The organism is Legionella sp. (genome assembly GCF_049790535.1).
Taxonomy (GTDB): domain Bacteria; phylum Pseudomonadota; class Gammaproteobacteria; order Legionellales; family Legionellaceae; genus Legionella.
This window is the reverse complement of record NZ_JBAQZB010000053.1, coordinates 1-12,643: the sequence shown is the minus strand read 5'-3', so window position 1 is coordinate 12,643 and position 12,643 is coordinate 1. Positions and strand designations below refer to the sequence as shown.

The window sequence follows — 12,643 nt, the reverse complement described above, 5'->3', positions numbered from 1 at the left end:
GGTCATAGCTCTTTGTTCTTCAGAAATTTCCGTATTCCTCGCCATGCTAGACAAGACTTTCTTATCTTCAGCAATTGAATTTTCTATTGATTTTATTAACTCGATCGACTAATGCTTTAGACGTTTTAACAAATATAGTCATCGCTCTACTCCTTGAACTGCAATTATTTTATCATAACAGTATTTACTTTATTTATAATACTGAGGCAGACTGTTTAATAGCATAGCTGTTATTGTTTTAACCTAGGAAATAACAAATCTCATGAATTTACACATTATCATTTTAGCTGCAGGACAGGGCAAAAGAATGTATTCTAAGGCCCCTAAAGTACTTCACCAAATTGCTGGCAAACCCATGTTAGTGCGCGTAGTGGAAACTGCACAGCAACTTAATCCTGATGCAATCCATATTATCTATGGTCATGAAGGTGAACAAATTAAGAGCTCACTCCCTGATCTACCCGTGCATTGGGTCCATCAACCTGAACAGCTCGGTACCGGACATGCAGTAATGCAAGCCTTACCTCATATTCCACCTCAAACACTGGTTTTGGTGATATCTGCTGATATACCGCTTATTCAAGCCAAGACTCTTCATTCTTTAGTGGAATGTAGCAAAACAGAAGATACTCATCAATCTGTTTTGACACTTTTAGTTGCCCATTTAGATAAGCCTATTGGTTGTGGACGTATCATTAGAGACACACAAGGCAACATTTCTAAAATTGTAGAAGAAAAAGACGCAAATGATCAAGAAAAGAATGTAAAAGAAATTTATACCGGCATTTGTTGCGCAAATGTAGCTGATTTAACTCGATGGTTGCCACAATTAAGCAATAATAATACGCAAAATGAATACTACCTAACGGAAATTATTGCTTTGGCTTCAGCCGATAAAACACAGATTAATACATTAAACACAGATAATATTATGGAAATCCAGGGAGTTAATAATCGTTTGCAATTGCAGCAATTAGAACGTATTTGGCAGATACATGAGGCAGAACGATTGTTGTATCAAGGCGTTGCTATTGCCGATGCCCATCGTTTTGATGTGCGTGGCGAATTAATCTGTGGTCAAGACGTGTTTATTGACGTAAATTGTGTCTTCAACGGTAACGTTGTTCTCGGTGATGGGTGTACGATAGGACCTAATTGCATCTTAAGCAACGTAACATTGGGTACTAATACTAAAATTCATGCCCATAGTGTATTAGAAGATTGTCAAATTGAGAATGAGTGTAGTATAGGGCCTTTTGCTCGTATAAGAGCGGGTACTCAGTTAGCTGCACATTGTAAAATAGGTAATTTTGTTGAAACCAAAAAAGCCCTATTTGGAGAAGGTTCTAAAGCCAGTCATTTGAGTTACCTTGGTGATGTGAGCTTAGGAAAAAAGGTAAATGTAGGGGCAGGCACTATTACCTGTAATTACGATGGGGTTAATAAAAATAAGACGGTTATAGAAGATGGTGTTTTTATTGGTTCTGACACACAACTAATAGCCCCAGTAACTATTGGTGCGCGCGCTACCATTGGCGCGGGCAGTACTATTCGTAAAAATGTTCCTGCTGAAGAACTCACATTGACGGACTCACGCCAGAAAACGATCTATGGGTGGAAGCGTCCGGTGAAAAAAAATGAATCCTGAAAGAATTCTGTGATTTTCTTCTGTCTGGACTCATACCAAATACTAAAGGATCTATCTCAGTTCGTCGAGGTGTTGATAAAGCGGGGATAGTTAAAGGAACCTTTTTATTTTCTAGTAAAATGGACATGATCTGATGAATGCATGGTTCTAACTTTCATAGAAAGCTCGAATCCACATGCATGTGCATAATTCTGCAATGTTTTCCAACTAGGGTTACTACTCCCTCTCTCCAGCCTTGAGATATTACCTTTTTGAGTTCCCATTTTTTTTGCAATTTCATCTTGAGTTAAACCAGATTTTTTTCGCATAGAAAGCAATGTGTCTATTAATACAAACTCTGTTTCAAGTAAATCATATTCTGCTTTTACTTCTGGGTTTTGGAGCGCTTTATTTTTTAAATTTTGAATGCCCATTTCTTTCAACCTCCGCTTTTCTTAATTTGGCTAAACTTATTTCTTGTTTAGGGATTTTCTGTGTTTTTTTAATAAAAGCATGTAGCACTACAATATGATGCCCCTTCATGTAGCAATATAAGGAGCGCCCTATGCCTTTGCCCTTATAAACAACCCATCACCCATAGGCTCGGTATGGGGAGCACCTAGTTTAGCTCCATGTTTTTCAATTAATTCCAGTAACTTAAGCATACGAGCTTGAATTTTTGGAGGCATATTAAGAATAGCCTCTTCAACTGAATCATTATAAAAATCTATTTTCCAATTCATAAGTATTATTTTTAATGTTATTATATATGATAACTTATTTTGAGATAATTTTCAACTTTTCAAGTAGAAAGTGTTTAGCAGGACTAATTATTCTTGTTTGTAAATCATTGCATAGGCAACTTCCAGTTGTTTCCTAAGTTCATGGTTTTGTAGCGCTCAATACCTACTACCCGTATTAATCATTTTACCTGTAAGCGCAACGCTATTAACTATAGATGACCACCATTTCATAGTAATTTGATATTAAGATAAATTTTTATCTTTAAATTCACAAAGATCACATATAATACAGGTTTTGCACTGTGGATTTCTTGCAGTACAGACATAACGTCCATGTAAAATTAACCAATGATGAGCATCATGTAGAAATTCTGGCTCTATTTTCTTGACTAGTTCTAATTCGACGCTTAAAGGCGTTTTGCCTTTGGCAATACCTGTTCGATTAGCTACTCGAAATATATGCGTATCTACTGCCATTGTTGGTTGCCCAAATGCCGTATTCAATACCACGTTTGCCGTTTTTCGCCCTACGCCAGGCAAAGACTGCAGATACTCACGTTGACTGGGCACTTCCCCTTGATAATTGTGGATAAGTAACTCACAGGTTTTTATTATATTCTGTGCTTTACTGTTATAAAGACCGATTGATTTAATGTATTCTTTCAGTTGCTCCAAACCCAAATCCAAAATACGTTGAGGAGTATTGGCAACAAGGAATAATTTAGCCGTTGCTTTATTAACACTGACATCAGTTGCTTGTGCTGAAAGAATCACTGCGATTAACAATTCAAAAACAGAATGATATATCAATTCTGTGGTGGGATGAGGATTCTGGGTGCGAAAACGCATAAAAATTTCACGAATTTTTTGTTTATTCATGCGTTTTCCTCGCTTTAACTCGTGCAAGAGCCTGTTGAATGTAATCCTGCTTCGCTTTAGTATCCTGAATCTGGTTTGCAGATTGCGAAATCAAAAGCCTTTTTTCCCTGTAGGCTTGCTGCTTCTCATGTTCATCACGTAATAAACGTGTTTGTTTGGCATTAAACCGTTGACGGGCCAAATCTTTATCATAATCTGGAGCTGATAAAGTCACCATTTCAATACAATCAACGGGACAAGGAGCAATGCACAAGCCACACCCGGTGCATTCGTGGGCAATAACTGCGTGCATTAATTTACCACTCCCAATAATTGCATCCACAGGACAAGCTTTAATGCATTTGGTACAACCAATACATTCACTTTCACGAATAACAGCTACGGAGGGTGCACGTGTCTTGACTAATGCCTCATTTAAATAAGGAGTGGCATCAAGCTGCAATAAAGCACCTAAAGCCTTAATGGTGGCCATACCACCAGGAGGACATTTATTAATCGTGGCAGTTCCTTGAGCTAAGGCCTCAGCATAAGGCAAGCAGCCAGAATAATCACATTCGCCACATTGCGTTTGTGGTAAAAGCCTATCGATTTCTTTAACTGAGGCCATTATTTCACCTGTTTGGACTGCTTGAGCATAGCTTCTATTTTTTCTTTTTCAACGCGAACCATCAATGGTTGAAATGTATGAACGGTATGGTTCAACAGGGCATTATCAATAGCTTGCCAGGTTAATGGGTCGCAGTTTAAAAAATGCTCGGCATCATGTGCCATCATCGGTAATACTGGTTTAAGATAGGTAATTAAAATACGGAATAAGTTAATGCCCATACTACAAATATCGTGTACTTCTGCCAGCCGTTCCTCTTCTTTTGCCAATATCCATGGTTTATTGGCATCAATGTATTGATTTACTTTATCTGCGCAATCCATGATAAGACGAATTCCACGTGCATAATCGCGGGAAACATAAGCGTCAATTAGTGTCGGACGCACCTCAAGGAGCTCCTTATACAATTGTGGTTCGCTTAAAGTACTACTTAAGCGATTGGCAAAACGCTTATTGATAAAACCTGCACAACGGCTGGCTATGTTTACGACTTTACCCACAAGATCAGCATTAATTCTGTTAACAAACTCTGCAAAATTTAAATCTAAATCGTCAATACTACCATTGAGTTTAGCCGCAAAATAGTAACGCAAATATTCAGGATGCAGGTGTTCAAGATAAGTTCGCGCCTCAAGGAATGTACCGCGTGATTTAGACATTTTTTGGCCATCAACGGTTAAAAAACCATGTGTATAAACTGCTGTAGGCAGGCGATGATTACTGGCAGCTAACATGGCTGGCCAAAATAAAGCATGGAAATACACAATGTCTTTGCCAACAAAATGATACAATTCGCATTGTGAATCTTTATCCCAGAACTCAGCAAATGAGGCTCCGTGTTCGTCACAATACTTTTTAAAACTGGCCATATAACCTATAGGTGCATCAAGCCACACATAAAAATATTTATCTGTAGTATTAGGAATCGGAAAACCGAAATAAGGTGCATCACGAGAAATATCCCATTGTTTTAAACCTGTAGCAAACCATTCTTCCAGTTTATTAGCTACTTCAGTTTGCAAGTGACCATTTTTTGTCCATTCTTTTAATAAATTTTCAAAATGAGGCAAATCAAAAAAATAATGTTCAGAATCTTTCTCTATAGGTTTTGCACCAGAAATTGCAGATACGGCATCAAGCAAATCGATTGGAGAATAGGTCGCACCACAAACTTCACAATTATCACCGTATTGATCTTTAGCCTCGCATTTAGGACAGGTTCCTTTGACGTAACGATCAGGAAGAAACATTTTTTTCAGCGGGTCATAAGCCTGACGGATGGTTTTTTTAACAATGCTATCGTTTGCGCACAATTGCTCATAAATAGCGGATGCTAAAATCTGATTTTCAGGTGAATGAGTCGTGTGATAGCAATCATAATCGATGGCAAAACCTTTAAAATCTTTTTCATGACTTATTTTTATTTCAGCAGTCAATAGTTCCGGAGTAATTCCCATTTGCTCTGCTTTTAGCATGATTGGCGTACCATGCGCATCGTCACCGCAGACACTAATGCATTGGATGTTAGACATTTTGTGAACTCGCACCCAAATGTCACTTTGAATATGCTCAACTAAATGTCCTAAATGTAAATGCCCATTTGCATAGGGAAGAGCCGTAGTAACCAATATTTTTCGTTCTGTAGCTTTTAATTTATGGTTTGTGGACATGTTAAATCAACTCCTCTTTAGTCCGATGAACCTGTATGGATAAAAACGGCTGATTATAGCGCAAATAGGAACTAAATGCTGTAGATGAGAGGGAGTACTTTTTAATGAAAATAAAAAACGCGGCTTTAGCCGCGTTTTAACGATTATTATAGTTAATTAGTGGACCATTGTCGGAGTCTTCCGATTCATTTCGTCATCATCATCATCATTGGTAGAAATTTCATTGGCAGCAGGGCGTATGGGTCGAGATACGGGTTGAAATGATATTGGGCTAGAATGGTGTGCTACTTCTATGGGGGAGGAGCTCAACTTATTTTTTGAGTAGAACGTTTCATCATCCGTTTCATCATCCGTTTCATTATTCGTTTCATCATTCAAAGTTATTTTTTTAGAAAGACTTTTATCTAATGGTGTTGAGGGGGGGTAACATGCATTTTTAATCGCCATAATTCCATCAACAATAGCCGCAGAAAGATAAACTAAAGCAGACGTAGCTGCAAAAGCTAATCCAGCAGCAAAGCCAACTTGAAACAGTTGGTTAGCGCCAACAATCCCAGCAATTGATAAACCATAAATACTGAAGCTAGCAACAGCAGTTAATGCAGCAGGCAACAGATATAAGGTTAATCCCACTGCCGCGCCTATACCCAGAGAAGCCCAGAATGCCACTGAAATTGCGCGCTCATGATTGCTAATAAAAGAAGATACACCGCTAAAGATTCCTCCAACAATCTTACCCGGTAACATGACAATTTTCTTTAGAAATTCCATACTTTACTCCATAAAAATAGTTATAAACAGCCAGGGAATCATATCAATGATTGAATGGCTATTGAATCATAAATGTTCACTATATTGTAACTAAAGTGTAAATTTATTGATACAAAGTAGGATCTACCACGTCAGCGCCAGCAAACCCACGCTTTCTGAAAATACAGCTGTCACATCGGCCACAGGCTTCTCCCTCATCATTGGCTTGATAACAGGAAACAGTCAAACGATAATCTACATTTAAATTTATTCCGAGTTTAATGGTCGCAGTCTTACTTAAATGTTGTAATGGCGCGTGAATAGTAAAAGGTGTTTCTGTGACACCTGCTTTGGTCGCCAAATTTGCCAAAGTTTGAAAAGCAGCAATGAATTCAGGACGACAGTCAGGATAATGAGAATAATCAACTGAACTGGCACCAATGTAAATGTCTCTAATGCCTAAAGATTCGGCAAGGCCTAGGGCCATAGACAAAAAAATCGTGTTACGTGCAGGAACATAAGTGTCAGGAATTTCCGTGCTATTATGAAAGTCAGAAACGTCCATGGTGACGTCAGTTAACGATGAATTACGAAACAGGGCCGTGTCCAGAGTTACAATTTTGTGTTCCTCGACTTCATAGTGTTGCGCTATACGTGCGGCCGCGCGTAATTCGGTAGTATGTCTTTGTCCATAAGAAAAGCTTAGAGCATAACAAGAAAAACCTCGTGACTTGGCTAAAGCCAGGCAGGTAGTTGAATCCAATCCACCCGATAATAACACTAGTGCTTTTTTCATTTCGATACCTCAGATTCTAATTAATTAGGCTTCTTCAAAACTCACTGCAAAACGCAAAATACGAGAAAACTTGGAGCGCAAAACCAGAATGTACATGCACGAGCGGCAAATTTGCGGCTGCACAGTAGCATTGCGAAAGAAGTCTACGGGTGAATTATGCCATAACCAATAATTAAATAACGACTATTTTTTGCGCTGATGAGATTTATTTTGTGTTAGTAAATGCAAAATAGTGCAAATTTTAGTATCAAATTTGTAAATCTAGAAAAAACCACATTGTTTTTAAAATAGATGCCATGTTATACAAAAGAACAGGTTATTTTTTAAAAATGAATCGCTAGTACAAAATGTCGAGGTGACACGATGACAACAAGCAGTAGAATACTGCAATCTTATCTCAAAGATGCTTTAAATAGAAAATTGACATTTTGTCATAAAGCGCTACTTACACATAACCGCGAAATGAACGGTGGTGATTTTCTCACGCCCTTAAATTTTTATTTAAGTAATTTAGTGACTATCGATCCCATTATAATTCCTTACCTGCAAGAAGAAAAGGCTCAATTAAAATATGATCTTGAAATCACTCATTTACTTTTGTTAGCGGAAAAACACTATGAATTGAGTCATCAAAAAACTGAAAACAGTAAAAAATATGATTTACACATTAGACGATGTGAAATTCTTCTTGATATGTTTAATCCCACGTATCAGGAACTAATTGCAAAATCGCCTGAGCAAGCCTATTTTTCTGATGGAAAACCGGTCAAATACTGTGGCATCCCTCTGGCTAAAGAGTTCGCAGAGAAAATAGCCACGTGCATGGAACGTAAAACAAAGACGATTAAAGAAACATTAAGCACATTTAATGATAAGAGGCTTTATTGGGTTTGGGGTTCATTATTCATAAAAACAATGCTTAATTTAATTCCTGAAGATTTTTATAACGCTCAGCAAGCAGCGAATACAATTAAAACTCCAGACCCTTATTTTGGTGCTCTAAGCTGGAGTCTTTATTACTTTCGTTTTTCATTGAATTTATTTTTATTACTTAAACACACGATAAAAGGTCCGTGGATGAGTGAAGAAGAAGGAAATACACCTTGGCATGAACGTTTCCAAACACAATGGGCACAAAGAAAATTTATGCTGCTTAATGATTCACTTTGGGGCATAGCTAATTTTGTTTGCTTTTTTTGGTTAAATGGTAAAGGGATTCTGGGAACTTGGGGGGATGCCTTAACCCTAATGCTCTTAGTTTTTGATATCAGTATGGCTTTATGGGATCTTTCCGAACAACAAACACAATATAAGGCACAAATAAAACAATATGATGAAGATATCAAACAATTGATGGCTGCAGCAGCAGAAGAAGAAACAGAAGAAAGAAAATTAAAAACTTATCAAATACAATTGAACGCATTGAAGCGGGCGCGCCAACAGTGTCAAAGAGATTGGGAACTGCAAAAATTAGATTTATTCAATAATAGTGCTTATGCGATTACTTTAATGCTTGCCTTTACACTCTTAACTATGCCATTTATGCCTATTTCTGCGGCGACTGCCTTAACATTAAGTACGGTTGGTGCTCTGTTGTGTTTTGCATTGACAGTGATTAGCAGAACAATCAAAGATGGTAGTGCTATTTATCAATTGCATCAATCTAAAAATGAGACGGAAGATAAATTTCAAGAACATCTTAAGAACCTGAATGTAAGCTTCGATTTAAACAACAATGAAAACAAATTGCGCTATTTGGAAATTAAAAAATTTCACGCTGAAACAGAGTATCAAAAGCAATTAATTGTTCTGCAGTCTGTTCACTTAGTGCGCTCAATTATGATTAATGCACTGGTTCCTGCGATTGTTTTTTCTTGTCTTGTTTTTTTTCCTTTAACTATTGGTTTCGGCGCACTTGGAGCCGTATTAGGATTGGCTATTGCTTCTAATCATCTGATTAATAAATTATTGACACCTGATGAGAAAAAGAAAGAGCTATCCCCATTTATTAGTGAGGAATATGATGCATTTTGTGAATTTGTCCAAAATCAAAATAGTGATTCACCAAAAATTTGCTCTAAAAAGTATCATGCATTCTTTACTCAGCAAAAGACAGAGGATACCAAGACAAGTAAATTTGCAGATGCAGCAAAGTGTGAACCCATTTCTTCAATTATATGCCCCAAGATTGCAACGTACATAAAGTAGCAATTTAACTCAGAACAATAGCCTCTTTTGTAACGTCTTGGTAGTTTTTTGCAAGAGGTTTAACATACAAGGGGGGCAGATCGTGATGAAATTAAAAATCTGTGCTCAATCGAAGCTTAAATGGTGTTTAAAAAAACTTCAAGGACGTTACCTAATAACAATTTTTTCGGCTGGAATCCAAACAACTTTATCTCCAAAAATTGTTTCCATATTTCTCCATGAATTAAACTTTTTAGCATGATATAATTACACCATTGCGTTTATCTAATAAACATATACATTGTTTTAGCAGTAAGTTTGTAAGGAATGTAAATTGAATAGAGAAAAATATACTAATGGTACTTTAAATAATACTGGTCTAACAGACCCATCCATAGGACAAACCTGTCAATTATCACTTAAGGATTACAAAATAGATTATAATAAATGCCTTGGTAAAGGTGTTTATGGAAGTGTTTTCAGGGTGGTACTTCGACCAGAAAATGAAAAAGGATTCTGGTCAAGCTGGTTTCCCTATCTTTATGATTACATTTACCCTGTAAATAGTAAGCCAATTGATGAAAGATCGAAAAAGTATTGCATTAAAATTTTTAAACCCGCGATTCAAGTGCTTTACGAAAATATTAATCATCCATTACCTTTAAGATATCCAATAGAGAGTTTTTATGTACATTCAGAAGAACTTAAAACTAATCAGATATTATGCAAACATGGTATTTCTGGAATAACATTTTTTAATTCTGCAAGTAGATATTCACAATTAAAAACACGAGTTAGAGGAAAAACATTGAGGTTTTATCTGGATAAAGGTTACTTTATCGATCCAGAACAGTTTGAACTTAGAGAAAGTTTTGTCAATTTTTTACGACCATTGTACAAATCCAATCTGGTTTTTTGTGATATTCATTCTAAAAATCTGATGTATGATAAGTATCGTCATTGTTGGGAAATTATTGATGGTAGCGCTATGGAGATTCTTCCTGATGGGTTGGTCGACATAGGTTATGATGAGGCTTCAAGCTTAGTGGATAGGCTGACTCGTTGTGAAAATGATGGTATTAAAGAAATTTTTGAAATCTTAGATCAAACAGCTAAAGCTAATTTAGAATATACCTTAGGTCAAGATAAGGAACTTTTCGAACATCTAAAACCATTAAATACAACACATCTTTAAGTGTGGCCCAAAACAACCAACAAAGTTCCAGGGCCTGGAACAAAAATAAAGAGCAGGATATTCTCATTTCTTGAAGTTTGTTTCCCTGCATTATTTAAAATAAATTTTGCATAAATAATGCTTTTTTTGCAAAAAATTATAACCACTGTTTTTGTTATTGGTTATAATAACCACAGTTTGTTATTTTCGGGAAACAATAATGCCTTATTTGGTAAAAGGAAATGCGTTACATGTTTTTTCAGCTTTTGGTCACCCGGAATTTGCTACTCAAGCTGATGTTGACGATGAATGGAGCCGAGATATTCTGTCCACCCCCTTTCTTGGCACTCCGAAACAGGCACAACTCTATTATCATTTATGGCAGCAGAAGTTTTTGGCCTATGGTTACAGGCAAGGTAACATGTCCGCCGCTATTTTACGCTGCTTGTTAGGCCCAAAGCCATTAAAAAAAGAAAATGAAGACACTAGAGAGTTTCAGCAACAATTTGTTCATCTGGATTTTGCATATATTGATGACAAGCAAGTGCCCTGCGGTTTTATGATAATGTATCGACGGGATAATCCAGGACAATGGATGATGGGTTTGATAAGAGCAACACATCTAGCTCCTGAACATAGGAATATTAGTCTTTTATCTAGTTTTGATTTAACTGATAAAATAAAACCTGAATTCAAGATTGCAGTTAACTTTGTGCCTTTCGCAGGAAATCAACTGATACAGCAATTAGGTTCAGTTATCCCCTTTGAAAACGCCTTTAATGAGGAGCAAGGCTTAATTAATAAGCATTTTGAACGAATTAATTTTATAACGAGAACTATAAATGTCACTCAAGAAGCAGTGAGCCTATTAGACCCTATTGATTATTTACAATTGAGTGTACTACCCCTATTTGCAGATAATCCAGCTCTTGATTTAATTATGGACTATTCTATTCAACGTGAGCTGCCTTTATCTTTTGCACAGTTAATTGATTGTTGCTTGGAAGATAGTGAATTACGAAAAGCTCTGAAACGCGTTAAACTAACTAATGATAAGCGAATGAATAAGAATTTGCTAAAAATGGTTCTTGTTTATTCTGAAGCTGGAACTTTGGAAAAAAACTACAAGTTACTTGATGATCAACAGTTTATCAAGTCATTTGGTGCATTCATGTGGAGTAAAGAGCAAATAAAATTACTTTCTTATTTTTACGATAAGTCTTATGAACATCAATTCATACAACTCGTATTATCGGAGGAAAGTTATTTTAGTGCCGTAAGTCGAGTAGAATTAATAAACCCCAAGTTAATGTCAGAACTTCCTGCGCTGTTTACTAGAGAAGAAAAATTAAAGCAATTAAACTATATTCATAGTTTAGTAGATGAAGACGCTAAACGCCTGTGTTTGGTTTTTTGGATTAAAAGCAGCTTATCTTTAGACAAGTATAAAAATATAGTTGCTGAAACAGAAAAATATCCATTAATGGCTTCTACATTAGTGGCATTAGATACAAACAATTTCGTTGATGAAGTTAAGTTAGAACAACTCGTCTTTGATCGACGAAAGCATTTACAAAAATCAATTAAACATCATTTCTTTTCTGAAAAAAATGAACACTATCATTGTGTAGTTGCGGACATTAAGAAATTTAATGAAACTGAATTAGAGATGACGAGTAAGGCGCTTAATGTATTAAGAAATTCTGGGATTACAGAGTATGCAGCATATCATTCAGTGATTGTTGATGAGCAAGCAAAATCGTTACGCTTATTTTTATCGCAAATCGCTACTATTAGTAATGTACACGAAAGAAAAGTGTTAATAAAGGCGCTTTATGCCGCTAATTCCAAAGCTTTTCAACCACCATTAGTCTTGCAAAACGATAAGGCTTATCTGGCAGCTGCTAAAAACTTGCAGGAGCGATTCATGTGTGTGACCCTGCTGCAGAGGCTGGGTTTTAATGATGAAAATAGTTTTTGGGTTGCACAAGAAGAAAATAAGCAAGCTCAATGTTTTCGACAAATTATTTTACGTGTAGAAACTGAATGCGATGTAATTAGTAAGCGCTTATTTGGATCGGCATCTGACCCTGAACGATCCACACGAATTTACTCATATATCCCTTGCTCCAATTGTGTTTGAATGATCATCTGTACCAAGAGAATGGAGGCAAGAAAGAGTTGTTCATTAGAAAAAATAAGTTGTTTTT

12 protein-coding genes are annotated in these 12,643 nt (G+C 36.4%); 4 read left to right on the top strand and 8 right to left on the bottom strand.

The features are described from left to right. Positions 1 to 262: 262 nt before the first annotated feature. A complete protein-coding gene (gene glmU, locus WA877_RS02655; RefSeq protein WP_425169388.1) occupies positions 263 to 1,648 on the top strand; it encodes a bifunctional UDP-N-acetylglucosamine diphosphorylase/glucosamine-1-phosphate N-acetyltransferase GlmU in 1,386 nt (461 codons plus the stop codon). 104 nt (positions 1,649 to 1,752) lie between these two features. On the opposite strand, the gene WA877_RS02650 is transcribed toward glmU, so the two are convergent. From WA877_RS02650 to queC, 8 genes are all read right to left on the bottom strand, one after another. Next, positions 1,753 to 2,061 carry a helix-turn-helix domain-containing protein gene (locus WA877_RS02650; RefSeq protein ID WP_425169387.1) on the bottom strand — a complete coding sequence of 103 codons (309 nt, stop codon included), beginning with the start codon at positions 2,059 to 2,061 and terminating at the stop codon, positions 1,753 to 1,755. Beyond that, positions 2,036 to 2,170, bottom strand: a complete 135-nt coding sequence (locus WA877_RS02645; RefSeq protein ID WP_425169386.1) for a type II toxin-antitoxin system RelE/ParE family toxin — start codon at positions 2,168 to 2,170, stop codon at positions 2,036 to 2,038. The genes WA877_RS02650 and WA877_RS02645 overlap by 26 nt, the downstream gene beginning before the upstream one ends. A 20-nt stretch (positions 2,171 to 2,190) precedes the next feature. Beyond that, the gene (locus WA877_RS02640) at positions 2,191 to 2,370 is read right to left on the bottom strand and encodes a type II toxin-antitoxin system RelE/ParE family toxin (RefSeq protein WP_425169385.1); all 180 of its coding nucleotides are present in this window, start codon (positions 2,368 to 2,370) and stop codon (positions 2,191 to 2,193) included. A 243-nt stretch (positions 2,371 to 2,613) separates the two neighbouring features. Then, positions 2,614 to 3,249 carry an endonuclease III gene (gene nth, locus WA877_RS02635; protein WP_425169384.1) on the bottom strand — a complete coding sequence of 212 codons (636 nt, stop codon included), beginning with the start codon at positions 3,247 to 3,249 and terminating at the stop codon, positions 2,614 to 2,616. Further along, positions 3,242 to 3,856: an RnfABCDGE type electron transport complex subunit B gene (locus WA877_RS02630; RefSeq protein ID WP_425169383.1), complete on the bottom strand. Its 615-nt coding sequence runs from the start codon at positions 3,854 to 3,856 to the stop codon at positions 3,242 to 3,244. Before WA877_RS02630 ends, nth begins: the two co-directional genes overlap by 8 nt. Continuing rightward, the gene (gene metG, locus WA877_RS02625; protein ID WP_425169382.1) at positions 3,856 to 5,526 is read right to left on the bottom strand and encodes a methionine--tRNA ligase; all 1,671 of its coding nucleotides are present in this window, start codon (positions 5,524 to 5,526) and stop codon (positions 3,856 to 3,858) included. The genes WA877_RS02630 and metG overlap by 1 nt, the downstream gene beginning before the upstream one ends. Before the next feature lie 156 nt (positions 5,527 to 5,682). Continuing rightward, entirely contained in the window at positions 5,683 to 6,297 is a 615-nt protein-coding gene (locus tag WA877_RS02620; RefSeq protein WP_425169381.1) for a hypothetical protein, read from the bottom strand. A gap of 103 nt (positions 6,298 to 6,400) precedes the next feature. Beyond that, positions 6,401 to 7,072: a 7-cyano-7-deazaguanine synthase QueC gene (gene queC, locus WA877_RS02615; RefSeq protein ID WP_425169380.1), complete on the bottom strand. Its 672-nt coding sequence runs from the start codon at positions 7,070 to 7,072 to the stop codon at positions 6,401 to 6,403. A gap of 363 nt (positions 7,073 to 7,435) precedes the next feature. Here queC and WA877_RS02610 point away from each other — a divergent pair, with 363 nt between their 5' ends. From WA877_RS02610 to WA877_RS02600, 3 genes are all read left to right on the top strand, one after another. Continuing rightward, entirely contained in the window at positions 7,436 to 9,280 is a 1,845-nt protein-coding gene (locus WA877_RS02610) for a hypothetical protein (protein WP_425169379.1), read from the top strand. A gap of 313 nt (positions 9,281 to 9,593) precedes the next feature. Next, positions 9,594 to 10,454, top strand: a complete 861-nt coding sequence (locus WA877_RS02605; RefSeq protein WP_425169378.1) for a hypothetical protein — start codon at positions 9,594 to 9,596, stop codon at positions 10,452 to 10,454. Between the two features lie 199 nt (positions 10,455 to 10,653). Continuing rightward, the gene (locus tag WA877_RS02600; protein ID WP_425169377.1) at positions 10,654 to 12,576 is read left to right on the top strand and encodes a hypothetical protein; all 1,923 of its coding nucleotides are present in this window, start codon (positions 10,654 to 10,656) and stop codon (positions 12,574 to 12,576) included. The last annotated feature ends 67 nt before the right edge of the window (positions 12,577 to 12,643 follow it).